Source organism: Anaerophaga thermohalophila str. Valhall, from assembly GCF_000250735.1.
GTDB lineage: Bacteria > Bacteroidota > Bacteroidia > Bacteroidales > Marinilabiliaceae > Anaerophaga > Anaerophaga thermohalophila_A.
In genome coordinates this window covers 1-26,641 of sequence record NZ_AHZV01000364.1, presented here as the reverse complement: position 1 = coordinate 26,641, position 26,641 = coordinate 1, and the positions used below count along the sequence as shown (strand labels likewise).

Annotated in this window: 20 protein-coding genes; 10 read left to right on the top strand and 10 right to left on the bottom strand. The window is 39.7% G+C overall.

The window, feature by feature from the left end:
- Window positions 1–313: 313 nt before the first annotated feature.
- On the top strand, window positions 314–3,661 hold the full coding sequence (locus tag OQ5_RS21750) for a ligand-binding sensor domain-containing protein (RefSeq protein ID WP_255297653.1): 3,348 nt from the start codon (window positions 314–316) through the stop codon (window positions 3,659–3,661).
- A 31-nt stretch (window positions 3,662–3,692) separates the two neighbouring features.
- Here the strand turns inward: OQ5_RS21750 and OQ5_RS0119125 are convergent, their stop codons facing one another.
- On the bottom strand, window positions 3,693–5,444 hold the full coding sequence (locus tag OQ5_RS0119125) for a response regulator (protein WP_016779032.1): 1,752 nt from the start codon (window positions 5,442–5,444) through the stop codon (window positions 3,693–3,695).
- A 958-nt stretch (window positions 5,445–6,402) separates the two neighbouring features.
- Here OQ5_RS0119125 and OQ5_RS0119120 point away from each other — a divergent pair.
- Together OQ5_RS0119120 and ettA are read left to right on the top strand one after the other, a co-directional pair.
- The gene (locus OQ5_RS0119120; RefSeq protein ID WP_016779031.1) at window positions 6,403–7,251 is read left to right on the top strand and encodes a hypothetical protein; all 849 of its coding nucleotides are present in this window, start codon (window positions 6,403–6,405) and stop codon (window positions 7,249–7,251) included.
- A gap of 139 nt (window positions 7,252–7,390) precedes the next feature.
- The gene (gene ettA, locus OQ5_RS21745) at window positions 7,391–9,001 is read left to right on the top strand and encodes an energy-dependent translational throttle protein EttA (protein ID WP_044108127.1); all 1,611 of its coding nucleotides are present in this window, start codon (window positions 7,391–7,393) and stop codon (window positions 8,999–9,001) included.
- A 64-nt stretch (window positions 9,002–9,065) separates the two neighbouring features.
- On the opposite strand, the gene OQ5_RS0119110 is transcribed toward ettA, so the two are convergent.
- The gene (locus tag OQ5_RS0119110) at window positions 9,066–10,184 is read right to left on the bottom strand and encodes an adenylate/guanylate cyclase domain-containing protein (RefSeq protein WP_016779029.1); all 1,119 of its coding nucleotides are present in this window, start codon (window positions 10,182–10,184) and stop codon (window positions 9,066–9,068) included.
- An 830-nt stretch (window positions 10,185–11,014) separates the two neighbouring features.
- Between OQ5_RS0119110 and OQ5_RS0119105 the strand changes: the two genes are divergently transcribed.
- Window positions 11,015–11,377, top strand: coding sequence for a DUF4870 domain-containing protein (locus tag OQ5_RS0119105; RefSeq protein ID WP_016779028.1), 363 nt, complete (start codon window positions 11,015–11,017; stop codon window positions 11,375–11,377).
- 48 nt (window positions 11,378–11,425) lie between these two features.
- Here OQ5_RS0119105 and ilvD read toward each other — a convergent pair whose 3' ends face one another.
- Window positions 11,426–12,946, bottom strand: coding sequence for a dihydroxy-acid dehydratase (ilvD, locus tag OQ5_RS21740; RefSeq protein ID WP_255297652.1), 1,521 nt, complete (start codon window positions 12,944–12,946; stop codon window positions 11,426–11,428).
- Between the two features lie 664 nt (window positions 12,947–13,610).
- Between ilvD and OQ5_RS0119095 the strand changes: the two genes are divergently transcribed.
- Genes OQ5_RS0119095 through OQ5_RS21735 form a run of 3 tightly spaced genes read left to right on the top strand, consistent with a single transcriptional unit; the run spans window position 13,611 to window position 14,808 of the window.
- Window positions 13,611–14,051, top strand: a complete 441-nt coding sequence (locus OQ5_RS0119095) for a hypothetical protein (RefSeq protein ID WP_100221967.1) — start codon at window positions 13,611–13,613, stop codon at window positions 14,049–14,051.
- A 45-nt stretch (window positions 14,052–14,096) separates the two neighbouring features.
- Window positions 14,097–14,312: an aspartate/glutamate racemase family protein gene (locus OQ5_RS22140; RefSeq protein ID WP_052308322.1), complete on the top strand. Its 216-nt coding sequence runs from the start codon at window positions 14,097–14,099 to the stop codon at window positions 14,310–14,312.
- 25 nt (window positions 14,313–14,337) lie between these two features.
- Complete coding sequence (locus OQ5_RS21735; RefSeq protein WP_052308321.1) at window positions 14,338–14,808, top strand: aspartate/glutamate racemase family protein; 471 nt, start codon at window positions 14,338–14,340, stop codon at window positions 14,806–14,808.
- Here OQ5_RS21735 and OQ5_RS0119085 read toward each other — a convergent pair.
- The 5 genes from OQ5_RS0119085 to OQ5_RS0119070 all read right to left on the bottom strand — a co-directional run bounded on the left by OQ5_RS0119085 (window position 14,805) and on the right by OQ5_RS0119070 (window position 18,487).
- Window positions 14,805–16,109: an NAD(P)/FAD-dependent oxidoreductase gene (locus tag OQ5_RS0119085; protein ID WP_016779024.1), complete on the bottom strand. Its 1,305-nt coding sequence runs from the start codon at window positions 16,107–16,109 to the stop codon at window positions 14,805–14,807. The two genes, OQ5_RS21735 and OQ5_RS0119085, sit on opposite strands and share 4 nt — an antisense overlap.
- Before the next feature lie 81 nt (window positions 16,110–16,190).
- Window positions 16,191–16,796, bottom strand: a complete 606-nt coding sequence (locus OQ5_RS0119080) for a DUF6448 family protein (RefSeq protein ID WP_016779023.1) — start codon at window positions 16,794–16,796, stop codon at window positions 16,191–16,193.
- 161 nt (window positions 16,797–16,957) lie between these two features.
- Window positions 16,958–17,266 (bottom strand): helix-turn-helix domain-containing protein, encoded by a 309-nt coding sequence (locus OQ5_RS25090; protein ID WP_255297651.1) that lies wholly within the window; start codon window positions 17,264–17,266, stop codon window positions 16,958–16,960.
- Between the two features lie 547 nt (window positions 17,267–17,813).
- The gene (locus tag OQ5_RS25085; RefSeq protein WP_016779021.1) at window positions 17,814–18,092 is read right to left on the bottom strand and encodes a hypothetical protein; all 279 of its coding nucleotides are present in this window, start codon (window positions 18,090–18,092) and stop codon (window positions 17,814–17,816) included.
- 128 nt (window positions 18,093–18,220) lie between these two features.
- On the bottom strand, window positions 18,221–18,487 hold the full coding sequence (locus OQ5_RS0119070; RefSeq protein WP_255297650.1) for a hypothetical protein: 267 nt from the start codon (window positions 18,485–18,487) through the stop codon (window positions 18,221–18,223).
- Between the two features lie 245 nt (window positions 18,488–18,732).
- Here OQ5_RS0119070 and OQ5_RS21725 point away from each other — a divergent pair, with 245 nt between their 5' ends.
- Together OQ5_RS21725 and OQ5_RS25080 are read left to right on the top strand one after the other, a co-directional pair.
- Window positions 18,733–20,892, top strand: coding sequence for a glycoside hydrolase family 65 protein (locus tag OQ5_RS21725; RefSeq protein ID WP_016779019.1), 2,160 nt, complete (start codon window positions 18,733–18,735; stop codon window positions 20,890–20,892).
- Window positions 20,893–20,907: 15 nt separating this feature from the next.
- Window positions 20,908–21,132 carry a glycosyl hydrolase family 65 protein gene (locus OQ5_RS25080; protein ID WP_369688203.1) on the top strand — a complete coding sequence of 75 codons (225 nt, stop codon included), beginning with the start codon at window positions 20,908–20,910 and terminating at the stop codon, window positions 21,130–21,132.
- Here the strand turns inward: OQ5_RS25080 and mtaB are convergent.
- On the bottom strand, window positions 21,124–22,509 hold the full coding sequence (gene mtaB / locus OQ5_RS0119060) for a tRNA (N(6)-L-threonylcarbamoyladenosine(37)-C(2))-methylthiotransferase MtaB (RefSeq protein WP_016779017.1): 1,386 nt from the start codon (window positions 22,507–22,509) through the stop codon (window positions 21,124–21,126). The two genes, OQ5_RS25080 and mtaB, sit on opposite strands and share 9 nt — an antisense overlap.
- Window positions 22,510–22,527: 18 nt before the next feature.
- Window positions 22,528–23,907 (bottom strand): tRNA (N6-isopentenyl adenosine(37)-C2)-methylthiotransferase MiaB, encoded by a 1,380-nt coding sequence (miaB, locus tag OQ5_RS0119055; protein WP_016779016.1) that lies wholly within the window; start codon window positions 23,905–23,907, stop codon window positions 22,528–22,530.
- A 1,095-nt stretch (window positions 23,908–25,002) separates the two neighbouring features.
- Here miaB and OQ5_RS0119050 point away from each other — a divergent pair.
- Complete coding sequence (locus OQ5_RS0119050; RefSeq protein ID WP_016779015.1) at window positions 25,003–26,139, top strand: AI-2E family transporter; 1,137 nt, start codon at window positions 25,003–25,005, stop codon at window positions 26,137–26,139.
- The last annotated feature ends 502 nt before the right edge of the window (window positions 26,140–26,641 follow it).

The following is a 26,641-nucleotide window of genomic DNA, read 5'->3' as shown; positions in this document are numbered from 1 at the left end:
TCCGGAGTTAACTTATTGTTAATGAGGATGCAAAAACTTAAAACAACACAGAGTTTGGCAACAAAGATGCTTTTTAGACCGGGCTCATGAATGATTCTGCTTCCCAAAAAGATGTTTTTATTGAGGTTGAGGCGTAGGAAATTTTTGAATCGGAGTTTACTGGTTGTTAATGAGGGTGTAAAATATTTCTGCAACAATGAGATTGGCAAAAAGAGGCTTTTAGGAGTGGACTCATGAATAAGATACACGAATTAATCTGTAGTAGTGATATATTGGCTATATTGCATAGTTGTTAATACCAAACCATTATTCTGTGAGAAAAGTGTCTACATACTCCATTCTGTTATTGTTGTTGGTGACATTTCACTTTATCACTGCTTTTGCCACGAGTAAAGGAGATATCCCTAATTTTACAATCAGGGAAGGCCTTTCAAATAATTCTGTAACTGTGGTATTTCAGGATAGTTTCGGTTTTCTGTGGATCGGAACGGAAGATGGCCTGAACCGTTATGACGGATATGAATTTAAAACATTCAGGCATGATCCTTCGGACGAGAATTCAATTTCCGGAAATCACATTCTTGCCATCACTCAGGATAAGAATAATGACTTATGGATAGGTACCAGAAACAGTGGTCTCAACAAGCTTGACTATTCGACCGGAGAATTTTCCTGTTTTCTTGCAGATCCCGATTCGATAAATTCTCTCCCCGAAAATACAGTTTTTGGATTACTGGTTGATAATCAAGGACGGATATGGGTAAAGACACAAACTTATCTTTCTTTATATAAGGGAAAAGCAGCTGGTTTTGAGAATTACGGACATTTCAGCAATGTATTTAATGTAACTGAAATATCGAGGTCACCACTGATTCAGGAATCCGATACTTCCTTACTGGTTGGAACCAAGGATGGCCTGAACAGATTTAACATCCTGAACAGGCATTTTACACGCTTTTCGGACCGTTCCGATGACGGGTTTTCGTGTCAGGCGGCTATATACGATATATTGCGTTGCCCGTCAGATTCAGACAAGTATTTGGTGGCCTCGTCAACAGGGTTGAAATTGCTGCAAATTGGGGATAGTGTTTTGTTTGACCAGAATTTTTCTTTTTCACCCGGTAGCGAGGAATTAACAATAAATGAATTGCTTCATATTGAGGATGGTTCTGTTTTTGCTGCATCCAATCGGGGTATAGAAGTAATAAATCCAAAAACAGGACGCAGAATGGACTTTCCTGATCCGCGGGGAAGGAAAATAAATAACCACATCACAACCGTTATTAAAGACAGGTCGGGTATTATATGGGCCGGGAGTCGTTTTAACGGAGTGTTTAAAATTAATCTGTCGCCACCAAAGTTTCACTCCATTCCATGCAACAGTACGCTTGTTCAGAATGATTTAAACTCCTGCAATTTTCAAAGTGTCTATCAGGAGGAGGATGGAAGTCTTTGGCTCGGGACCATCGATTCCGGCATTTTAAGGTATTATCCTAAAAGCAAAAGGGTGAAGAACTATTTTATCCAGTGTGAAAATGACGCCCATGCCGGGCCTTTTGCTGTATACGAATTGTATAAAGACAATTCGGGAAGACTGTGGGCGGGTACCAATTGCGGATTGTATTATTACAAAGCTGTTGGCGACAAGTTTGTAGAGTTTGAGAACGGACTTGACTTTGGCGTTGAAAACCTTCTTCAAAAAAATCACATCTATGCGCTTCAAAACGATTTTGATGGTAATTTGTGGATTGGAACCCGTTTTGGTCTATACCGGTTTGATGGCAGAAATGTGTTCAGCTATTTTTCTGACAGAAGAGATTCAACAGGTTTATTAAGTGACCATATTAATGCTCTTTGCCTTGACGAGGAAGGAAATTTATGGATTGGTACTTCAGATGGATTAAACTATCTGGAGCGTGACAGCAAAAGAATAAGAAGTTTGCCGTTTATCGGAGGAAATGACATCAGGTTAAGAACCTCGGTTTTGTCAATCAGTTTGTCCTATCATGGAAAGATATTGGTGGGCACCAGATCGGGTGTTTGGGAGGTTGTATCTCCTGAGTTTTATCCACAACTCATACAAGGCAATTCGGCACTGGATAACGACATGATAAAAGCTGTAATATCAGACAATACCAATCGTACGTGGGTATCAACAAATAAAGGAATATCCTGTCTAAATCCGGATGGAACGGTTTATAATTTTGATATTGTTGACGGCTTACCAGGGTACGTCTTCAATAATAACAGTGTTTTTAAGAATCGCGCGGGAACTTTGTTCTTTGGAAGCACCGATGGTTTATGCAGATTTCATCCCGACTCGATTGACTACAATCTCACCAAACCATTAATTGCTCTGACGAATATAATGGTTACCCAACGAGGGGATGATACAGATGTTTATTGGCCCAATTGCAAACAATTGGAAATCAAATACAGACCTTTTACAAGTGTTGAAATTGAGTACTCAGGCCTTGAATTCACTCAGCCTTCAAAAAACAGATATAAAGTATTTTTGGAGGGATATGATCCTGACTGGAGACCCGTCACTTCCGAAAATAAAGTTTCTTTTTCCAACTTACTGCCGGGGGATTATACCCTGAAAATTATTGCTTCGAACAATGATTTTACCTGGAATAACGATCCTCTCGAAATGGAGATTATCGTGAATCCTCCTCTTTGGATGTCAAATTATGCTATTGCATTCTATGTCTTTGCTCTCATTTTTGCATCCATCTTTTCATTAATTACCGTATTCGGCATTATCGGAAGGCAAACAAGGAACTTCAGGAAAAAACAGTTAAATAAAAAGCAAATTGAAGCTCAGCGGGAGGTACTTACCAGGATAAATCGCAGTTTGACAGACAGTATTAATTATGCACGTCGAATCCAGAGGGCAATGCTTCCTTTCGAGACATCTTTTCAGTATGTTTTCCCCGAGTCATTTGTTTATTTAAGAGCAAGAGATATTGTAAGCGGCGATTTCTTCTGGTTTCTTGAGAAAGATGAGAAAATTTTTGTAACCGCTGTCGATTGTACAGGACATGGTGTATCCGGGGCTTTTATGTCGATTATAGGTATAGACCTGCTGAAAAATATTGTAGAAATTCAGGGCGTTGAGTCACCTTCCGGGATTCTGAAAACCATGAATAGTGAACTCATTCGTACGCTTCACCGGGAACAACCTTCCGAATCTTTTGAAGTTAATATCAGCGACGGCATGGATATGGCTCTGATCGTGATTGACCGGAAAAATAAAAAATTAGAGTTCTCAGGTGCATATAACGGGTTCTATTTAATCAGAGATAATGAAATTCACAGTTACAAAGGTGACCGATTCCCCGTCGGATATTTAAAAGACGGCGAATCACCCGTTTTTACAGAGAAAGAAATAATGCTGAAAGAAGACGATGTTATTTATCTCTTTTCCGACGGTTTGCCTGATCAGTTTGGAGGTCCCGATCATAAAAAATTCAAATACAGGAGATTCCGATTACTGCTGCTGAATATTCATCGTCTTTCTTTTTCAGATCAGAAGTCTATTCTGCATCAAAAAATTGAAGAATGGATGAATGGAGAAAATGAACAGGTCGATGACATGCTGGTTATTGGTTTTAAGCCATTGAAAATAAAAAAATATGTAGAGACGCATGAGTCGTGAGTCTGCAGTAGAGACGCACAATCATGCGTCTCTACTGCAGATGTTTTTTTATCATCTGCAATAATTCATCGGGCTGGAAAGGTTTGCTGATGTAATCATCCATTCCCGCAGCAAGACATCGTTCTTTGTCCTCGGGAAAAGCGTTGGCTGTTACGGTGATGATTGGTGTATGTGAGCTGGTACTTTGTTCAATTTCCCTTATTTTCTGAGTGGCCTTAATGCCGTCCATCACAGGCATTTGAATGTCCATGAGCACCAGGTCGTATTTAGTTCGCCCGAACTTTTCCAGGGCTTCTTTACCGTTAAGGGCAACATCAACCTTTTTTACAGCATTTTTGATGTACAGAATGATTATTTGCTGGTTACTAAGGTTATCTTCAGCAAGAAGAATATTTGCATCTTTTAAATCAATACCAGGCTTTTGTGTTTCTTCGTTCAGGTAATTTTTGTGTTTGTCGCTAATGGTGTCTTCAGTGTCGATTTTTTCCGAGAGGGTGGAGCTAAATTCGAAAATGGTTTTGTTTTCTTCGGTGAAGATGGAAAACGACTTGCCTTCCGATTCAATAATTTTCATAGTTATACCCAGATCCAGATAATCAATAAGACGGCTGTTATTGATCCTGTCAATGTCTTTTGAATTATAAAATCCTTCATCTGAAAGTCCTGAGTTCTCTGCCCGAATCGTCATATTGGTAATAATGCGAAACAACAACTCCACTTTTCCGGGCATCCCGTCCATTCGGTTGACTTCTATAGTGACAAACCGGTTTGGCATGTCATTATTTTTTAGAATACTGTTTATAATATTCAGAAAAATTTGTTTGATCTTCACGCTGTTTCCGGTAATAGATGTCGGGATACCCGCAGAGAGAGAAAGATTAAATCTTGTTCTGTCCATACCGGGTTTGCCAGAAAAAAGTCTGATGGTATTGTTTAGTACCGTATACAGATTAAAACTGGTAATATTCTCCGGCTCATGAGAGACGGTCTTTGATGAAAAAACAAGATTATTGACAACATCTACCAGATTATTGGTTGAAGCCTGAATGGTATTAATGTAGTCGCGTTGCTTATCGTTCATTACCGAGTTATCGAGCAACTCAAGGATGCCGGTAATGTTGTTCAACGGGGTTCTGATTTGATACGATAATTTATTGATTAAACTTTCCTGTGCACGGTTTTGGTTTTCCGATTCGAGAATTTGCCGGTCTTTTTCAAGAGATACTTCAGAGCGAATAAACTGAAAAGTATAGCCTATAACAAAGGCGATAATGTAAGAGCCGGTTAGAAAAATTTTTTGTCCGGTTGAGTACTCCGTTATCCATGAAATAGTTTTAATCGGGATCACAAAAAACAGCAGCATGGCGGCAAGCAGTGAGAGCGCCCAAACTCCGCCTCTTTTTCTGCCGGCAATAGTAATCGAAAGTAAAGGGAAAAAAACAGACCAGTAACCATCGAAACCTGAATTTCCGCCGGTGAGGGTGAAAATCAGAAAAGTCAGGAAAAGAAGAAGCAGATAAAAGTTCTGGAAATTTACGTCCTGTTCGTCGCGTGAGCTGAAATAATAATTAAGGGCAAATGTTAAAACAATAAACAACAGCGGCGCTGCTAATACAAGGTTTTCATCAATGAGAGAAATAATACCCTCAACCAGTACGATGAAGAAGAAAAGAAAGTTGGTGATATTAATAAGTAAGGTCTTGGTCTTGGAATCCATGTCGGCATTGTCTTCTCTTTCCGGTATAAACAAGCTGACAATTCTGTTTAAAAAATTTGTGAGCATGGTCCTGGTTATTAATTAAATTACTCCTGATTTTCACCTAAAAAATTCTTTTTCAATCTCAGTGTTAACGAGAATTATTACCGCTCATTAATAATGTGGCAATCTGTGTTCAAAAATCCGGGTGTGTAATACGTGGCGATTCGAAAGCGAAAAAATCCATACAAGTTTATTACATACCCTTAACAACATAGCTTTGACAAAAATACCTCTTTATATACTGCGTATCTATAACAATAGATCGTTAGATTTTTAGATATAAGATATAAGACGATTCATATAATCTTGATATACTGCATTTTAATTAATATAACCTATTAATCACAAACAATTGGTTTGCAACGTATTGTAAAAGTTTAACGGACTGTTGTATAAATTCGCATAAATTTTTTCAATATGTGTGTCTGTTCAGAAAGTGCCGGTTGCAGGGCTTACGAAGCCTCCAAAAACGGAATTTACTACTCGTAAATGAGTATTTTGGCGGCAAGCGTAACACAGCAAATGTTCTTTATGGACAGACACTATATATAGTGCATGTCTATAAAGTAGGAAAAATTTCCTACTTATCATGTGTCTGTTCAGAAAGTGTTATTTACAAGGCTTGCGAAGTCCGAAAATACGGAGTTTACTCATCGTAAATGAGTAATTTTCGGACGAGCGTAACACCGTAAATGGCACTTTATGGACAGACACTATATAATCAGATGCATTCCTGTCTAAATGATCAAATGTTGCAATCAGAACTTAAATATCGCAATTTTTTTGTTTATTTTGGCGACTGATTGAATTCAATAGTCAGTTAAAAAAAGCCTAAACGCAAAGACGCAAAGGCACAAAGTTTTTATTATGAGAGAGTTGTGATTTGTGTCATTGATTGTGCAAATAATTAATTTCAGACATTCGTGAAAGTTTAACAGAGCATTGAATTCGATTAATTTTAAACTGATAAAAAAGAAATAACATGAAGCAGCTGTCCTTACTTTTATTGATGCTGATAGCTTTTCAGGCATACTCTCCTGCTCAGGAGCATGTTCCTGAACTGGAAGATTATCAGAATTTTATGAAAAGTAAAACGCTCGTTTTACTTGAGAAAAATCCGATGAGTGACTTCAATCTGGTCATCAGGAACATAATGGAGAATACATGGACCATTACGCCTTATGAATTTATTGATGATGCCGAATTTGAAGCTTATCGCAACAATTCCGATTATTCTTTTTTGATGATTACCATAGCCTCGTTTGAAAAAGACAGGACAAAAGCACGCTATAAGTTTCTTAGCCTGCTCATGGCCGAAAGGGCCAAAAGTGTCGGCAACATGCCCGATTTGTGTTCACTTCCGCTGGGATATGTCGATGTAGAAGACGACACTTACAGTTATAAGCTCGAAGCATTTCTCAGGTTTATGCAAAACCATGTTAAATTGATGCTTGAGGATCCTTCTTTGATTGGAAGCGATCCGTTTAATTTTTACAACCGGAAGAAAAAAGATGAGTTGCAGAGCAAAACGCTTTATCTGGTGAAAGATGAACTGGCAAAAGAGATCGATACAGAAGCCGAGATCAAAGATATTTATCCTCATGAATTCGAAATTGTTACGCGTGAGGAAGTGGCACAAGCGATAAAGGACAGACGTGAAGATGTTGTATTTTTACATAAAGTAGGACCTGAGCATACCCGCATCAGAGCAAGAGTCTACAAAATGCTTGTGGGAGCCGGAGAGCCCACTATTTACTACTTCGATTACGAAATGGCCAAAAAAGCAGCAGATGACGCTTTTCAGGAAAAAGATCTGAAAAAGATACGGTAATGGTCATTTGCAGGAATTTTTTGATGTTTCGTGACTGTTTGATAAACTCTTGAATTTTTATGTCAGAAGATAAGAAAGTAATTTTCAGCATGGTGGGGGTGAGCAAAATTTTCCCCCCGCAAAAAAAGTATTAAATAATATATACCTCTCCTTTTTTTATGGGGCCAAAATCGGTATTATCGGGCTTAACGGGTCAGGAAAATCCACGTTGCTCAGGATAATTGCCGGAGTGGAGAAAGAATATCAGGGAGAGGTGGTTTTTTCTCCCGGCTATTCGGTTGGATTTCTTGAGCAGGAACCGGTTCTTGATGATTCAAAGACTGTAAAACAGGTTGTAGAGGAAGGGGTCAGGGATATTGTTGACATCCTTAATGCCTACGAGGAAGTAAACCTGAAATTTGGTGATCCTGAGGTGCTGGAAAATCCCGATAAAATGCAGTCCCTTATGGATGAGCAGGCTAAACTGCAGGAGAAAATCGATCAGTACGACGCCTGGAATCTTGATACCCGCCTCGAGAGAGCGATGGATGCATTGCGCTGTCCACCCGAAGATCAGCCGGTTAGCGAGTTGTCGGGTGGGGAACGCCGTCGTGTTGCTTTGTGCCGGTTGTTACTTCAGGAACCCGATATTCTATTGCTTGATGAGCCTACCAACCATCTGGATGCTGAATCGGTGCAATGGCTCGAATACTATTTGCAGCAATATAAAGGAACTGTTATTGCCATTACTCACGACCGTTATTTTCTGGATAACGTTGCCGGCTGGATACTGGAACTCGACCGCGGAGAAGGTATTCCATGGAAAGGTAATTATTCAGGATGGCTTGAACAGAAAGCCAAAAGGCTTGAAATGGAAGAGAAGCATGCCTCGAAAAGGAGAAAAACGCTCGAAAGAGAGCTTGAATGGGTGCGCATGGCCCCCAAAGCCCGTCAGGCCAAGTCTAAAGCCCGCCTCTCTGCGTATGAAAGTTTGATGCAGGAAGATGTTAAGCAAAAGGAGGAAAAACTGGAGATTTTTATACCCAACGGACCCCGACTGGGCGAAAAGGTCATCGAAGCACATAATGTTGCCAAAGCTTATGGTGACCGGTTGTTGTTTGATAATCTTAATTTTAAATTGCCACGCAACGGAATTGTCGGGGTTATTGGTCCCAATGGAGCAGGAAAAACTACGCTTTTCCGCATGATTATGGGACAGGAGACTGTTGACAGCGGTGTTTTCGAAATAGGCGACACTGTGAAAACAGGGTATGTTGATCAATCGCATACGGATATTGACCCGGAGAAAACGGTCTATGAAGTAATATCGGAAGGCCATGAAACACTGAGAATGGGGGGACGCGAAATCAATGCCAGAGCCTATATTGCAAGATTCAATTTTTCGGGAGTGGATCAGCAAAAGAAGTGCGGAATGCTTTCTGGCGGTGAGCGCAATCGGCTGCATCTGGCTATGACTCTGAAGGAAGAGGCCAATGTCCTTTTGCTCGATGAGCCCACCAACGATATTGATGTGAATACTTTACGGGCACTTGAAGAAGGGCTTGATGATTTTGCAGGATGTGCCGTTATTGTGTCTCACGATCGCTGGTTCCTCGACCGGGTAGCAACTCATATTCTGGCATTCGAAGGAAATTCAAACGTATACTTTTTCGAGGGAGGTTATTCCGATTACGAGGAAAACAAGAAACGTCGTATTGGAGATGATACGCCACATCGGATAAAATACAGGCCGCTTCAGAAGAAAGGATGATGTTATTTTATCAAAGATATTTAGATATAAGAACTAAGATGAATCTTACATCCTGAAAATCTGATTAAATAACTTTAGGCGTTGATTCAGGGTTTTGCTTTTTACCATTCGTCCCCTCAGGCATTTTGGGTTTGTGAAGATAATACATTTCTATCATGCCTTTACCCTTTACTTTTTGTGGAACCCGGCGTACAAATGTATAATGAGGTTCCAGCAGTTTTTTGGTCGTTTCGGAAATATTGATCTGCATGGGACCGCTATATGTTTGCATTCTGGCAGCAATGTTAACATTATCGCCAAAAATGTCGTAAGAAAGATTGTGTTCGCTGATGAAACCGGCAATAATTTCCCCTGAATTAAGGCCGATTCTGACTTCCCATTGCACGCCGTTTTTCCGGTTACGTTCCACTATGAAATCGCGCATCTCATTGGCGGCTTTAGCTGCCCGCAGTGCATGCTCTTTTGAGTTGCTAAACATTCCGCTCACAGCCATATAGGCATCCCCTATTGTTTTTATTCTCACGCAATTATGCTTTTGAGATATTTCGTCGAATTTGGTGAATATAATACGCAATTCGTCCAGTAGCTTTCTGGGAGACATACGTGTTGCCTTTTCTGTGAAGTTGACCAGATCGGCTATGAGTATGGTGACATTTCTGTAGGGTCTGGGTTGAATGACCTCACCGCTTTTCAACGATTTTACTACTTCGGCTGGAAGAATATTCTTCAGAATCCGGTGGGTTTTTTTCTGTTCTGCTTCCAATTGCTGTTTCTGATATTTGAGTTCTTTAAGCGTATTGGCAAGCGTCATTGCCGAACGGGCACGCGCAATGAGTTCATCGGTTTCTATGGGTTTGCGAACATAATCTATGGCCCCGGTCTCAAGTGCTTCTTTAACTTTGTCTGAACTCGAAAAGCTTGATATAATAATAACCGGGATATCTTGTGTTTCACAATTGAGCTTTAGGTTTTTCAATGCATCCATCCCTGAAATTTCCGGCATTTCCCAATCAAGTAAGATCAGGTCGGGGGCCGACTCAAGAGCAATACGATAGGTCTCATAGCCGTCTTTAGCACGCAAAAACTCGATATTATCGTTCAACGTGGTCAGCTGCGCCTTAATAAATTCGGCAATACTGTCCATGTCATCGGCAATCAGTATGGTTAGTTTGGTTGGATGCATTAATTTGGGTTTTCAGCAGTATGAAATATGTCTAATTTATTGGTAAAATGAAATTTGTCCCTGCCTGCCCCGATTTATAGGGGAGTAATCGGGGTTCGTTTCACTACATCTTAAATCTTGTATCTAAAAATCTGATAATCTTTATGGTAATTTTTGATATTCTCGTTTCTTTAACCTGCTTTATTCATAAGTTTTCGTCATGAGATGTTCAAATATCAAAAACCGCAAGCAACCGCAGACAAATTTGATGCAGGAAATAGTGAACTATTTTCAAATCAAATTTGATGAGGACGCTTGTGTTTTACCGATAGTTGAGCATCGTAATAGATAATTTATGAATAATGCAGGTTAAAACAAAGTTAGTGTTTTTCTTTAAAATTTATTGATTATTATAATAGTTCGTTAAACTTTTGCACGTTACTGGTAATTAATTTTTTATGGGACAGAAAGGGGGGCTTACAATATTTTCCTTACACATGATAAGCAGGAAACCTTTCCTACTTTACAGACAGGCACTACTTAGTGCTCGTCTATAAACTCGCAAAAATTTTCACAATATTTGTGTCTGTTCAGAAAGTGCCGGTTGCAAGGCTTGCGAAGTCGCCAAAAACGCAGTTTACTTTTCGTAAATGAGTATTTTGGCGGCAAGCGTAACACAGCAGATGGTACTATATGGACAAACACTACTTATATTTAAAAATCTAATAATCTGACGTAATTATTATTTACTTGTCAGAAAAAGATAATAATTTTACAGGGGGATTTGGAATATCCCATAAAATGAGCTGCCGTCTAAAACAGATTTAATAAGATGATAAAGTGAATCGATTATGCAAAATGAAATTTATCCAACCATGACTCCAGATGAAAAAAACTGGGGGATGTATTGCCATCTGGCAGCATTTGCCGGGTTAATAATCCCGTTTGGGAATGTAATTGGACCACTGATCATCTGGGCAATAAAGAAAGATGAGTATCCTTTTGTTGATCAGGAAGGAAAAGAATCTCTGAATTTCCAGATCACTGTGGCGATTGCTGCCATGATTGCCGGACTACTGAGCGTCGTTTTAATTGGTATTCCGCTTTTAATTGCAATTGTAATTCTGACCATCATTTTTGTGATAAAGGCTATTATGGAAACCAATGAAGGGCGTTCCTACCGGTACCCGTTCAACCTCAGGCTAATCAAGTAATTATGGACAGACACTAATTAATGATAATGTTGGTGTTTGATTATATTTTTAACCATCGGTTACGCAACCTTCGGAAGCAGATGATACCTGTTCTCTGAATTTTTTGAGAATACCTGTTGCAGGGTTTTGGACTGGGCCGTTCCATGATTTTTTACGCATCTCAATTTCTTCTTTACTCAGCTTGGCTTCAATCAAATTTTTATTGATGTCAATGGTAATGATGTCTCCGTTTTTAAGCAAGCCTATTAGTCCGCCGCTATAGGCTTCGGGGGTGATGTGTCCGACCACAAATCCATGCGAGCCACCAGAAAAGCGACCATCGGTGATGAGTGCCACATCTTTTCCCAGACCTGCTCCCATGACGGCTCCTGTCGGCTTGAGCATCTCGGGCATTCCCGGTGCACCTTTGGGGCCACTGTTGCGGATAACGATGACTTCGCCAGGCTTTACCTCGGAGCGAATCCCTTCAATGGCCGATTTTTCATCCTCAAATACACGGGCAGGACCATTGAAGTAATCGCCTTCTTTACCGGTGATCTTGGCAACGGCTCCTTCGGTGGCCAGATTGCCATAAAGAATTTGAATATGTCCGCTTGTTTTGATGGGTTTGCTGACCGGAAAAATAATTTTCTGTCCCTTTTTCAAATCTGGAACACCTTCAAGATTTTCTCCGACTGTTTTGCCGGTAACTGTCATAGGGTTGCCGTCTAAAAAACCTTCTTTGAGCAAAAATTTCATAACCGAAGGAATACCGCCAATGTTATGCAAGTCTTCCATGAGAAAGGTGCCGCTTGGTTTAAGATCAGCAAGGTATGGTGTTTTATTGCTGATTTTCTGGAAATCGTCTATAGTAAGGGGGACATCTACCGATTTAGCCATGGCGATAAGATGCATCACTGCATTGGTAGAACCACCGAGTGCCATAATGAGGGTGATAGCGTTTTCGAAAGCTTTGCTCGTCATTATGTCCCGTGGTTTGATGTCTTTCTCAAGCACTGTTTTTATAGCTGAAGCGATGGTGTGGGCTTCATCTCTTTTTTGTTGACTAACGGCCGGGTTGGATGATGTAAATGGCAGGCTCATTCCCATGCATTCTATTGCAGCGGCCATTGAGTTGGCGGTGTACATTCCTCCGCAAGCGCCGGCACCGGGGATGCTGTGTTTAATAATACCTTTATAGTCGAATTCGGAAATGTTTCCACGCAGCTTTTCTCCATAGGCTTCAAAGGCCGATACAATGTTCAGGTCTTTATTTTTCCAGTGTCCTTTCTTTACTGTTCCGCCATACATTAGAATGGCTGGACGATTGAGCCTGCCCAGCGCAATCATGGCCCCGGGCATGTTTTTGTCGCAACCCACAATGGGGATGACAGCATCATAGAATTGGGCACTGACTACGGTTTCGATGGAGTCTGCAATAAGCTCTCTCGACGGAAGTGAATACTTCATGCCTTCAGTTCCGTTGGTAATGCCATCGCTTACCCCTATGGTGTGAAAAATGAGACCGTAAAGATTTTTCTGCCGGTCGACTTCTTTCTTTACTAATGCGGCAATATCGTTCAAATGCATGTTACAGGGGTTTCCCTGGAAGCCGGTACTCACGATGCCTACCTGGGCTTTTTTCGGTCATCTTCATTCATTCCGATGGCATAAAGCATCGCCTGAGCTGCCGGCAGACTTTCGTCCTGCGTTATTAGACGGCTGTATTTGTTCAGTTGGTTGCTCATAGTTTATTTTTTATTTGGTGAAATTGGCATCAATAGTCTGGCATCTATCTTCTGAATATAGAACCATCTTTTATTCCATCATAACAACTTGGTTTTGTAAATTGTTGGATAACACTTCTTGAAATGACCCCTGCTTTTTCGATTTCTTTAAATTTAGCAATAGTCAGTTAAAAAAAGCCTAAACACAGAGATATAATGACGCAAAATTTTTATTATGAGAGAGTTGCGGCTTGTGTCATTAATTGCGTAAACAATTAATCACCATACATCTGTAAAAGGTTAACGGTGTATTGATTTAGAGGAGGGTGTGAAAAACAAATATGAAAAACAAATAGTAAAAAATAAAGGATAAAATTGTCCTTTATTAATGGTCTTTTTATTTTTGTGCTGAAATAAAAAGTATTTCTAAATGAAACGAGCATGGCAAGGTTTGTCACTAAAGAACATGTATAACCTTCAATCATGCGAGTTCCATCAGACCAATAACTTAGATGAATTTTATACTGATGAGATTATCTGCTTTTTTTGCTGTAATAATATTGGTGTTTTGGGCCGGGGCTGTTAGTTCCATAAGTTTTATGGAAGCATGGCTCAAGTTCCAGGCTCCTGGGGTTACTCTGTCAATAGGGCTTGGTATCGGAATGAAAGTTTTTCGGGCGCTCAATTTGCTTGAATGGGTTCTGGTTTTCGGTTATTTGCTTATAGTTATTCAGCAATTTGGCGATTTGAACAGAGAAGTGAAATTATTCTCAGGGGTAGTGATTCTTGTGCTGATTTTGCAGACCTTTGTTTTATTGCCGGTGCTCTCGGAAAGAGCAATGGCTATTATTGATGGCAATTCTGTTTCCAAATCACCAGTACATTTGTACTACATATTGCTTGAATTGTTGAAGGTTTTTTCTTTGATAATGCTTGCCTTTAAATGGCGTCTGCTGTTACAAAGATGAATTATCGTGGTTGTGTTTTATAACACTTCTGAAAAATAGAATATTATGAATAAAATTGGATTAATCGGTGGAATGGGGCCTGAATCAACAGTGGAATATTATCAGGGGATTATTGATAAGTTTAAAGCTGAAAGTGACGATTTAAACTATCCGGATATCATTATTTACAGCGTCAATCTCTCCAGATTCATAGGATTGGTAAATTCCGGTGATGAGCGCGGCGCAGTAGATTATCTGTCGGAAAAACTCAAAAAAAGTTGAAAAAGCTGGTCCCGACTTTATTGCATTGACAGCCAATACGCCTCATTTGTTTTTTGACGAGTTGCAAAGCAGGGTTGATGTGCCTATGCTTAGTATTGTTGATGCCACTGCTTCCGAAGCCAGACGTTTGAAGTTGAAGAATTGCGGCTTGTTGGGTACAGGTATAACCATGAATAACTCATTTTTTAGTGATGTATTTAAAAAGTCGGGGATGGAAATTACGGTTCCCGGTGAAACTCAAAAAAAGTATCTAAATACAAAACTTTTCTCAGAAATAGAGCTGGGGATCTTCAAAAACGAAACACGGGACGGAATCCTTCAGATTATAGATGAGATGAAGCAGACCAATGGAATAGATGGTGTCATTATGGGTTGTACCGAATTGCCATTGATTCTGCCCGATGATGAATATTACGGCATACCGGTTCTTAATACTACAAAAATTCATATAAATGAAATTGTAAGGTGTTGTCGGGAAGAGTCTGATATAGTTTAGTGGTTGTTTCGGGTATTTCTGCCGGGGGTCAGTATCAGCCGAAGCGATGTGTTCTTGGTGATATAAAGCCATGCCCAGTTAATAAAAATGATGAGCCGGTTTCTGACGCTCAAAATGAGCATCAGGTGCAGGAACATCCAAACCAGCCATGCCGGGTATCCTTTGAATTTAATAAATGGGAGGTCTACAACCGCTTTATTTCTCCCAATAGTGGCCATGGAACCCAGGTCTACATATTCATAATCTTTCAACGGTTTGTTGAGTAATGCTCGTTTCAGATTTTTTGCCAATAGTCTGGCCTGATTAATGGCTACATTGGCTACTTGCGGATGCCCTTTCGGATATTTTGGGGTTTCCATGTAGGCAATGTCTCCAACCGCGAAAATGTTACTGAATCTATTAACTTTGTTTTGGCGGTCAACTTTTATTCTGTTGCCCGGAACTAAAACATTTTCTGACAATCCTTCAATTGGATTTCCTGTTACACCTGCAGCCCAGATAACATTTTTTGTTTTAATGGTTTCTCCCGTGCTAAGAGTAATGGTTTCTCCATCGTAATTTTTCACAAATGTGTTGGTCTGAAGAATTACTCCCATTTTTTTTAGGTACCGGGCAGCCGCTTTTCCCGATTGCGGACTCATATTTCCCAGAATGCGGTCGCTACCTTCAATCAGACGTATGGTGAATGTTGAGAAGTCCACATCATGATAATCTTTTGGGAGAATCTCATTTTTTATTTCCGAGAAAGCGCCTGCAAGTTCAACCCCGGTAGGCCCTCCACCAACAATGGCGAGATTGAGCAAGCTTTCACGATCTTCTTTTTTTGCCGCAATCACTTTTTCGAAGGTAAGCAGGATATGATTCCGAATGGTAATGGAATCAAAAGTTGTTTTTAATGAAAATGAATTATTTTGGATGTTGGGATTTCCAAAATAGTTGGTTTTGCATCCAGTGGCAATAATCAGGTAATCGTATTCAAAATCTCCTGTTGTTGTGGTTATGGTTTGTTGGTCGGGCTTCACCCGTAACAGCTCTGCCATTCTGATTTGGATGTGTTTTTGACCTTTAAAGATATTCCTGAAAGGAAAAGAAATGCTGGCTGGTTCTATTTGTGAGGTAGCCACCTGGTAAAAAAGGGGCTGAAACTGATGATGATTGATCTTGTCGATCAGCAACACATTAAAATATCGTTTGTCCAGGTTTCTTGCCAACTGTAGTCCTGCAAACCCGCCCCCGACTACAATGACTTGCTTTTTGTTATGATTGATGTCTGAGTTTGTAATTGTTTCTTTTGTATGCATAATTTATTTGTAGTATAGATGACAGGTACTTCACCGAATAAAAGGCAAAGAGCCTGTCATCCAGGTAAATAAACATGTTGTTCAATGTGATGTGCCATGCTCCAAAACATCATGCAGGGCTTCAATGGTATGTGTGTAATCCACATAGGCTTCGACAAATTTTCTGCCTTTTTGTTCAGATTCATTTTTGATTTCATTCAACAACAGTACTTTTTCGAATCTGTCTTTTATCACCTGTTCAGTGTGGTTGTTAAGCTTGTTGATAAGATCGTTAATGTCTTTATCTTTTATAGCTTTATCACTCAACTGTATTATTTTTTCTGTTGTTCCGGCTGCTTTTAGCCCTGTATAAGGGGCATTCTCTGTTTCCCGGTGCCATCTAACCAGTGTTTCAAAAAAATGGTTTTTCACCAGTTCATAGATTTCAGGATCGCCATCCTGTAGATCGTATGTTTTCTTGAATAGTGATGTAATCTCCTGTTCCTGTTCTTCATTAATCCATTTAAACACCAGACTGACGTTGTTTGTTTTCAGTGCTGCTTCTGCATCTTTGATAACAGGTCCATCCAATGAGTCGCAATGAGCATAACCTGGTATTGTTCCTGCTGTTAACAGAACAATCATTACAAAGAAGGGGAGAAAACTCTTAATTTTTAGGCTTTTAGTAACTCTTACTTTTGCATTCATAATCATTAAATTTTAAGTGGTTTTAATAATTCTTGTGAAGCAAAAGTATAGGTGAGTTTAAGTTTGTGCGACCTACTTCATAAAGTAAGACCTCTTTGTGAGAAATAATTAGTGCCTGTTTGTAAAAAAGGTTGTTTGGAATGTAGTTGATGAGTTGAGTGTTAGGCGTCTATTGTTTTTTTGAATTCACTCGGTGTCATGTTGGTGATATTTTTAAATACCCTGTTGAAAGCAGATTTAGAGTTAAAACCACTTTCATAAGCGATGCCCAGTAATGAAAGGCTGTTTGTTTCAGGTTCGCTCATTTTTTTCTTCACTTCATCAATTCTATAATGGTTTACGAATTCAAAGAAGTTCATTTCAAAGTTTTCATTGATTACTTTAGAAAGATGGTGTGTTGGAATATTTAATTCGTTGGATAGTTGTGGGAGTGTAAGGTTTGGGTTAAGGTAAGGCTTCTCAGAATTCATATAGTTCTTTATTTGTTTTGTATACCGTGAAATATCCGATTCATTCAGGTGCAATCCAGAAACACTTTTTTTGGGTTTTGTTACAAAATCCTGATTTTCGGCGGAGTAATTAATGAAGATGGCTTTCTGTCTAAGACCAAAAAATCCTACAAGAATTATGAAGAGAGACAAAGAAAGAAACAACCCGTCAGTGCAAAAAATCATGGAAAACAGATGAAACACATGATGAATGACAGCAATGAAAATCAAGGCTGACCAGATTATTCCAAAAATTAATACGAGCTTTCTTAACCAGTCAAGATCTATATTTTCGGAAAACGAAAAGTTATTGAAAATATTGATGTCGAACTTTTTAAACAATTTGGCAGACAATACAAAATAAAAGGGGCCAGACAGAGCTGTGAGAATAAGAAAAATGCTGAATAATGTTGGTGGACTGATGCTATGTGAAACATGATCCATTCTAATTCTCTCGGAATACTCCGGGAATTTGAAAGAGATGAGCAAATACATCACGAAAAGAACAAACGGAAGAAAATGCAGATAATCACGTTTTTTTAAGATTGTGTTTTTTAGAAGCTAAAGCGGATAAATACATATACAAAAATGGTCCGTGAAGCATGAATAATGATACCAGCAATCCGGAGAAAAAGTGGTTCTGAAGAAACAGAGTATTTGAAGTCCATGCATAAGCAGCTGCAAATAACCCAAGATATATTAGCCAGTAAGTCAGTGTTTTGTCGTGTAGATGTTTTGGTTTTTTCAGAAATAACAATGCCGCAAAAAAAAATGCATGAAAAGCAGCTATTATGAAGATGTATTTCATTCGTATAAAATTTGTTTAATATGATCGAATGGAACTCGCATGCAAGAACTTATACATATTCTTGCTATGGCAATCTTTTCCATGCTCGTTTCATAGTTGAAGGCCAATTTCCTTTAAACTACCTGAGTCTACAGGTCAATCACGCCTTCTATTGTTGTTATTTCCTCTGTTATTTTAATTACTTCATCAGGGTGTTTCATTACCGCTTTGCAAGTCACGGCCACATGACGCATGCTTTTCGTGTGGTTAAAAGAAAATTCTCCTTTCTTCGGCAGCATTGACACTACTCTGTCCACTTTCCCATGCTGGTTGGGAACAATAAATTTGAACATATACAATTGTGGCCATTTTTCCTGTTCTCCCAGTATGCGTCTAAGGTTTCTGTAGTCTTTCATTGCCATTTTTATTTACTCTTTTGGTGCAAAGATATTATTGGAATCCTAACAATTTTTACTAATTTTAAGAAAATCGGATTCGTTTTTTCGATATTCTCAATTAAGAATCTTCAAATATGACCTTTTTTATTTGACAACATAAAACTAACCGTTATCGGACAAAAAGGTTATAATTTCATGGGGTTTGGTACATTTTTTTTACCATCAGGCTAAGAAATTTTCTTTCTGCTTAAAAATATAATGATATGAATCAAAACGACCTTTGGAAAGTAATATACGAGGATTATATTCCCGATCATGAGCCCCTTCGGGAAGCATTGTTTACCTTGGGGAATGGCTATTTCGCTACACGCGGGGCAGCCGAAGAATGTGATGCAGGTGGTTGTCATTATCCCGGAACTTATCTGGCCGGCGGATACAACAGGGCACGTTCCGAAGTTTCGGGCCGTATTGTTGAGAATGAAGATTTGGTGAATTGGCCCAATTGGTTGAGTCTTACTTTCAGACATGAGAATGGCAACTGGTTTAGAATTGATGATGTTGAATTATTGCATTTCAGGCAAGAGCTTGATTTATATCGTGGCGTAATCAAACGTACATTAAAATTCAGGGAAGAAGATGGGAAGGAAACATCGTTGATTAGTCGCAGGTTTGTTGATATGAATAATCCACATTTTGCAGGGATTGAGTGGACAATTACGCCTGAAAACTGGTCAGGAAAGATTCAGATTCGTTCTGCATTGGATGGAACAGTCATAAACAGCGGTGTACCGCGATACAGAGATCTGAGTTCAGCGCATCTTCAGCCTCTCGAAATAGGACAATTTGATGATGAAAGCATTTATTTGAGGGTTCAGGCCAATCAGTCTAAAACCAGGGTGGTTCAGGCTGCAAGAACAAGAGCTTATCACGGTGAAAAGGAAATTTTTGTTGAGCGGCAATATTTCAAAAAAGTAGGCTATGTAGCTCATCTCTTTGACTTGCAATGCTATGAAAAGCAAGCAGTGAGAATAGAAAAAATTGTTTCTTTCTTTTCTTCACGTGACAGGGCAATCACGGAGCCGGTTCTTGAGGCTCGAAATGTATTATCGGATGCGGGTATGTTCGAAGAACTACTGGAATCTCATGCTCATGCCTGGGCCGAATTGTGGCACAGGTGCGATATTGATATCAAGGACGGGGATACTACCCAGATGATTTTGCGCCTTCATATTTTTCATATTCTTCAAACAGCTTCCAATAATACCATAGGGCTAGATGTGGGGATTCCTGCTCGTGGCTGGCATGGAGAAGCATACCGGGGACATATTTTCTGGGATGAATTGTTTGTTTTTCCTTTTTTGAACCTACAGTTGCCAGAGTTGGCACGCTCATTACTGATGTATCGTTATCACCGTCTTCCGGCAGCCCGGAGAGCAGCCCGGAAAGCAGGGTGCAGAGGGGCTATGTATCCCTGGCAGAGCGGGAGCAATGGAAGAGAAGAGAGTCAGGTGGTTCACCTCAATCCCAAATCCGGGAAGTGGGATCCGGATAACACCTACCTTCAGCGTCACGTGGGTGTTGCCATTGCTTTTAATATTTATCAGTATTACGAAGCAACCCGGGATATTGAATTTCTGACAGCTTATGGTTCTGAAATGATGTTCGAGATTGCCCGTTTTTGGTCGAGCCTGGCAACCTACAACGAAAAACGGGAAAAATTTGAAATTAATGGAGTGGTCGGGCCCGATGAATTTCACACTCAATACCCTGATTCTGATAAACCGGGACTCAGCAATAATGCCTACACCAATGTGATGGCGGTTTGGGTCTTGCGTACTGCTCTGGACTTCATTGATCTGCTTTCGGATACCCGCAAACGTGAATTATTTACCGACCTTAAGATTGATGACGAAGAAATTGAACGTTGGGAGGAGATCAGTCGAAATATGTTTGTCCCATTCATGGATAACGGAATTATCAGCCAGTTCGAAGGATATGAAAAGCTTAAAGAACTGGATTTTGAAAAGTATCGTAAGAAATATGGCGATATACAGCGTCTCGACAGAATATTGAAAGCCGAAGGGGATAGTCCTAACCGTTACAAAGTCAGTAAACAGGCCGATGTGTTGATGTTGTTCTATCTGCTTTCGGCCGACGAGCTTGAATCTTTGTTCCGCCGCATAGGATATCAGTTTAACAGGGAAACTATTCCTGATATGGTGGACTATTATATTAAAAGAAGCTCACATGGCTCTACTTTAAGCCGTCTGGTTTATTCCTGGGTCTTTTCACGTACCGATCGCGAAGAATCTTATCATATTTTCCAGGAGTCGCTCAAAAGCGATTTCGAAGATATTCAGGGCGGAACAACGGCTGAGGGCATTCACCTTGGAGCCATGGCCGGAACGGTAGATATGATTTAGCGTTGCTATACCGGACTGGAAATCCGGGGCGGCATACTTTGGCTGAACCCCAGGCTCCCGAGGGAGATTAAAGGATTCAATATGCGTATCAGGTATCGTGGTCATTGGATATGGCTGCACTTTACTCAGCGACGTGTTGAAGTCTCCTTTGAGTCGGGGCGTTCGCCTCAGATTCAAATTGGTTTTGTGGATAAAGTTTATGAACTGGGTGAAGGCGATTGTAAGGAGTTTTTATTGTAATCGGTCTAATTTGAATTCTTTGCTGCTTCTTGTCTGAACAATTTGCCCGAACAATCTCACTTTTTCATCGAAAACTTCTGTTCGGACGGCTCTAACATTATGAAAGGTGTTTTTTTCGAGTTGCCTGGCATAAAAGCGAAATGGAATGTAATGTTCACCATATCCGGTTGCAAAACCGTTTCTGTCGATTTTTTCAATAAGAACCCGCTGAGTTTTTCCGATGAACGACGAATAGATTTTCATTTGATTTTTTTCTGATAATTCTCTGAGTATTGCAGAACGTTCGGCCTTCAATTTTTCAGGGACCTGGTTTTCCATACGTTCAGCACGGGTTCCCTGGCGTACCGAATATTTGAAAGTATGAACGTGGCTGAATTGAAAGCGTTGTACAGCTTCCAGGCTGGCCCTGAAATCGGCATCGGTCTCACCCGGAAAGCCAACGATCATGTCCGTAGTGAAGTTAAAGTTGGGGCGAATGCTTCTGAACCGTTCCAGGATGTCTGCAAATTGTTTCAGACTATACATCCGGCGCATACGAAGCAGCACTTTGTCCGATCCGCTTTGCAGGCAAAGGTGTAGATGAGGAGCAAGTTTAGGGTGTTTAAAGAGATCGTAAAAACGGTCTCCAAAACCGTCGGGTTCCAAAGATGAAATACGTACTCTGAAATCACCGGGAATTTCCAGGATGGCTTCAACTACGTCTTCAAATCTTTTGTCCTTCCAATGGTACCGGCCTATGTTAACACCTGTTATTACCAATTCTTTAAAACCGTTGTCAAGTGTTTGACGAACATACTCAACAATTTGGGGCAATGGCCGGCTGACGGCACGGCCTCTAACAGTGGGAATAATACAAAAGGTACAGTAATTATCGCAGCCGTCCTGTATTTTAATGGCACTGCGGGTATGCAGACTTTTATCCACACTGCTGTAATGAAATACGTCGCCCGCTATTCCGGATGGATGAACGATTTCTCCACGCAGGTGGGCATCTACCAGTTCCCTGATATTGCCTTTTCGGTTATTTTCGACTACGTAGGTTATTTTCTTTTCACTTTCAAGTTGTTCCTTATGGTTGTTTGCCATGCAACCGGTAACAACCACCACTGCACCTTTGTTGTTTCGGGCTGCCTGATTGATGAGGTTGCGCGATTTCTGATCACTTTTGTTAGTTACAGTGCAGGTGTTGACAACCACTACATCGGCCTGGTCATTGAAATCAACAATTTGGTAACCGGCCTGATCGAACTGGGTGGCCAGTGCATCCGTTTCGTATTGATTGAGCCTGCAACCCAGCGTCTTGAATGCTACTCTGCGGCCTGTTCCGGGGAGCATGGATATTTTCTGATGAAGTTTATTGTTTGTAATGATTTCCATTGATTCTTTTCTGTTGTTTTAGTCTGTCATTGGGTTTGCAACGGGTTGTTCGTGATTAATCCTGACGTTTTTAATAATTTCTCCACTGAGCGACATGTCAGCAGCTGAAGTAATTCTCACATCTATAATACTACCTGTAATATCCGGGACATAACGATCGAGCCGCACAGTAATTTTGCCTTCGGTAAGTCCTTTGCTGAAGCCGGTTTTGCGATCCTGCCCGTTGACCAGGACTTTCAGTGTTTTTCCAATCAGGCTTTCATTGTAAGCTCTGGTGTGATGTTTCATGACTTCTGACAATTTGTGGTGACGTTCCTTTTTTACCTCCTGTGGCACATCGTCGTCCCACCTGTAGCTGGCAGCTCCCGGTCTTGGTGAATACATGGCAATAAAAGCCATATTGAATTTGAATTCATTGACTGCAGCTACAGTGTTTTGAAATGCTTTCTCATCTTCCCCTGTAAAACCGACGATAATATCAGTAAACAAGGTGGCCTGTGGAATAAGTTCACGGATGTCATTGATTATTTTCCGGTATTTTGCCATGGAGTGTTTGCGGTTCATCTTAATCAATACTTTATCGTCTCCGGTTTGCATTGGAAGATGAATTTGTTTGGCCAGGCAAGGATATTGAGCAATTACTTCAATTACTTCCCTGTTCATATCTTGTGGATGCGGAGAGGTGAAGTATGTCCAGAATTTTTTTCCCGAATTATTGCCAAATTCTCCAATTCTGCGCAGCAATTCGGCAAACCCTATTTCTTTTCCTTTTTTATCCAGGCCGTAGGAGTTAACATTTTGTCCCAGCAAAGTAATTGATTTATAGCCTTGATTCACCAGGTGGCGCACTTCATCAATAATTTCGCCCGATGGGCGCGAAACTTCCCGTCCCCGGGTATAAGGAACAGCACAGAAAGTGCAGAATTTGTCGCAACCATTCTGGATTGGAACAAATGCTTCGAATGTAGACTGATATTTAGGCTTAATTCCCCAAAGACCTACAATATTTTTGTTTTCTGGTGTTCGAAGTTCGGGAATATGCACCGAAGCTTCGTTGACCACACCGTAGTTTCGGATCATGTCGGGCAACTGTGACAATTCGCTCATGGCAAATATGATGTCGAATTGTTTCAGTAGTTTTTCTTTGTCCGCAGGCAATATACAGCCTGAGATAAATGTTATGAGATTGCGCCGGTTCTTCCAACGGTTCCATTCGGCTATTTTATTATAGACCTTATCTATCGGTTTCTGACGTACTGAGCAGGCCAGCATTCCCAGGAGGTTGGCCTCTTCTTCTTTTTCGGTCCATTCATAGCCCATTTTTTCCAGCACAGCACTTACCCTTTCACTGTCGGCAATATTCATCTGGCATCCCAGTGTTATCAGATGGTATTTCATCAGTATAAAATTAGTCTAAGTTATTGGTCTGATGGAACTCGCATGTAAGCATTTATTCGTATTCTTATCGTGGTAAACCTATTTAGTGTTTGTCCATAAGGTCCCATTTGCTGTGTTACGCTTGCCGCCAAAACACTTATTTACGATTAGTAAACTGCGGTTTTGGCGGCTTCGCAAGCCTTGCAACCGGCACTTTCTGAGCAGACACACATACTGTAAAAATTTTTTTGCGAGTTTATAGACACGTACTATTTATGTTCATTTCATCTTACATCTCTAAAAATCTAATGATCTATTAAGGCAAACCTTGTCATGCTTGTTTCATTAGTATAAAATTTATTTATTAAGATCGAATAAAACTCGCATGCAGGCATTTATTCATATTCTTAATGTGGAAAACCAGCTACGTTAGTTTCTGCAAAGATAATTAAAAAGGATAAACAGATAAAGTAATCTTAAAACATCTATGAGCCCGGTCTAAAAAGCATCTTTGTTGCCAAACTCTGTGTTGTTTTAAATTTTTGCATCCTCATTAACAACGAGTTAACTCCGGTACAAAAATTTAAAACGCCTTGATTTTGACAAAAATATGCTTTTTATACCGCACTCATCTATGCTTGCTTATCACGCAAATTTCCGGAACAAACTGAAAAATTCTTTTCTGCAAAATTTATTACTTCTGCCTTCTGTCTGTTAAACTTCTGTCTGTCACCTTTATCCTAAAAATTAACCAACTATTCTCAATACTTCATTAAACTTTTGCAATAACCTGCAAACCAATTGTTTGTATCTAAACAGGCTTGTTTCTTAAAATACAGTATATCAAGGTTGTAAAAATCATCTAACATCTTATATCTAAAGACCTGCTGATTTATTGATTCTATTATGGATCAAGAAATGATAGAGATTATTTGTTGAAAAAAAACAATGTAACCTTTAGTTACATCCTTCAAGACTTTCACTAACTTCGTTGTCCGGAAATAGATCAATCAGGTTGATGAAACAAGTATGACAAAGGTTTGTTACAAGTGAACATGTATAAACCCAATCATGCGAGTTCCATCAGACCAATATCTTAGACTAACTTTTATACTGATGAAATCAGGAGTAGAATATAACCGATCGGAACGAAGATACTTGATGGTACAGCGTGTCAGTTATTCATTACTGGCGATTATTCTTTTTGTTTATGGTCTTATTGCTGTACGTGATTTCTTATGGCCTATAGCTTTCGGTTTTTTATTGTCATATTTGTTTTATCCGGTTGTTAATTGGCTTGAGAAACACAAAATTCCAAGAATACTGGCCAATTTTATTGCCATTATTACCGGGCTTGGTATCCTGATTAGTTTAGCTCTTTTGGCTTACAGTAAAATTACACCGATTGCCGGAGATTTTCCAAGGCTTGCCGAGGCAGGTTTGAGGAATCTTGCCGATTCGGTGTCCGGAATCAGCGAACATTTCGGATTCGACAAGGAGGAGACAAGAAACCTGATTAAAGAGCAGGCGGGTAATTTGCTGGCATCAGGTGGTCAGTATGTTCAGGACATTTTTAATGCTACAACCAGTACGATTGTTAATTTCGGTCTGCTTCCGGTCTATATTTTTCTGTTTTTGTATTACCGAACTAAGTTTGCTTATTTTTTGATGATGATTTTTGGGCGGGAGCATCGTCAGGAAGTAATTACCATACTTAGAGAGATATCCAGGGTTTTTGCACGGTATATGGCAGGTGTACTTGCTGTTGTTTTTATCTTGTGTATCATTAATTCATCCGGGCTAATGATAATCGGGCTACGTTACCCAATCGCATTGGGAATTATTTCGGCTCTGTTTAATTTTATTCCTTATTTCGGAACTCTTCTTGGTGGTGCTGTACCCTTGTTATTTGCACTGATAGGAGAGAATGATCCGGCGCTGGCTTTCAGAGTGGTCATTCTTTTTATTATTATTCAGTTTATCGAAAACAATATCTTAACGCCCAACATTGTAGGGGGTAATGTTCGGGTCAATCCTTTTTTTATCATCACCGGACTGGTGGCAGCAAGTATTGTCTGGGGTATTCCCGGAATGTTGCTTATTGTGCCTTTTCTGGCCATTACAAGGATTGTTTTGTCACATATTGATTCTATGAAGCCTTATGCTTTTTTGCTGGGGGATCAGGGAACGGCTAAGCACGCCATTTCTATAAAGAATATTAAAAAACGCCTGAAATTAAATTCGAAAAAGTAATTCAATAGATCGTTAGATTTATAGATATAAGTAATTTAGTCAGTAGTTTTTAGTCAATAGTCAATAGCAATGTTTTAGAGGTACTGACATATTCCAGAAGCTGACAAAAGTGCATAAATGACATATTTTAAGCGATTTATGGTTTTGTTAGATATAAGATGATTCATATAACATTGATATACTGCATTTTAATAAACGAACATTCTTGTACACAAACAATTGGTTTACAGTGTATTGCAAAAAATTAAAGGAGTATTGTAAATAATAGGAAGTTAAAAAGCCTAAACGCAGAGACGCAATGACACAAAGTTTTTAATATTAGAGAGTTGCTGTTTGCTCTTTAGTTTTACAAACAATTAATTACCAGTTATTTGTAAAAGTTTAAAGGAGGTTTGAGTAAAGGGATAAAGAGGATTATGCTACTTTGTTCCGGCTGATAAAATTTTCCACGCAAAAGCCCTAAAGATTATAACCTGCATTATTCATAAATTATCTATTACGA

What these genes read in the sequence shown, in the direction of transcription:
- OQ5_RS21725 (WP_016779019.1), top strand. Translation starts at nt 18,733, where the DNA reads ATGAATCAAAACGACCTTTGGAAAGTAATATACGAGGATTATATTCCC.
- OQ5_RS0119110 (WP_016779029.1), bottom strand. Translation starts at nt 10,184, where the DNA reads ATGCATCCAACCAAACTAACCATACTGATTGCCGATGACATGGACAGT.
- mtaB (WP_016779017.1), bottom strand. Translation starts at nt 22,509, where the DNA reads ATGGAAATCATTACAAACAATAAACTTCATCAGAAAATATCCATGCTC.
- OQ5_RS25085 (WP_016779021.1), bottom strand. Translation starts at nt 18,092, where the DNA reads ATGAAATACATCTTCATAATAGCTGCTTTTCATGCATTTTTTTTTGCG.
- OQ5_RS0119050 (WP_016779015.1), top strand. Translation starts at nt 25,003, where the DNA reads ATGAAATCAGGAGTAGAATATAACCGATCGGAACGAAGATACTTGATG.
- OQ5_RS0119070 (WP_255297650.1), bottom strand. Translation starts at nt 18,487, where the DNA reads ATGAAAGACTACAGAAACCTTAGACGCATACTGGGAGAACAGGAAAAA.
- miaB (WP_016779016.1), bottom strand. Translation starts at nt 23,907, where the DNA reads ATGAAATACCATCTGATAACACTGGGATGCCAGATGAATATTGCCGAC.
- OQ5_RS25090 (WP_255297651.1), bottom strand. Translation starts at nt 17,266, where the DNA reads ATGAATTCTGAGAAGCCTTACCTTAACCCAAACCTTACACTCCCACAA.
- OQ5_RS0119085 (WP_016779024.1), bottom strand. Translation starts at nt 16,109, where the DNA reads ATGCATACAAAAGAAACAATTACAAACTCAGACATCAATCATAACAAA.
- ilvD (WP_255297652.1), bottom strand. Translation starts at nt 12,946, where the DNA reads ATGCATTTGAACGATATTGCCGCATTAGTAAAGAAAGAAGTCGACCGG.
- OQ5_RS0119120 (WP_016779031.1), top strand. Translation starts at nt 6,403, where the DNA reads ATGAAGCAGCTGTCCTTACTTTTATTGATGCTGATAGCTTTTCAGGCA.
- OQ5_RS0119105 (WP_016779028.1), top strand. Translation starts at nt 11,015, where the DNA reads ATGCAAAATGAAATTTATCCAACCATGACTCCAGATGAAAAAAACTGG.
- OQ5_RS0119080 (WP_016779023.1), bottom strand. Translation starts at nt 16,796, where the DNA reads ATGAATGCAAAAGTAAGAGTTACTAAAAGCCTAAAAATTAAGAGTTTT.
- OQ5_RS0119125 (WP_016779032.1), bottom strand. Translation starts at nt 5,444, where the DNA reads ATGCTCACAAATTTTTTAAACAGAATTGTCAGCTTGTTTATACCGGAA.
- OQ5_RS0119095 (WP_100221967.1), top strand. Translation starts at nt 13,611, where the DNA reads ATGAGATTATCTGCTTTTTTTGCTGTAATAATATTGGTGTTTTGGGCC.
- OQ5_RS22140 (WP_052308322.1), top strand. Translation starts at nt 14,097, where the DNA reads ATGAATAAAATTGGATTAATCGGTGGAATGGGGCCTGAATCAACAGTG.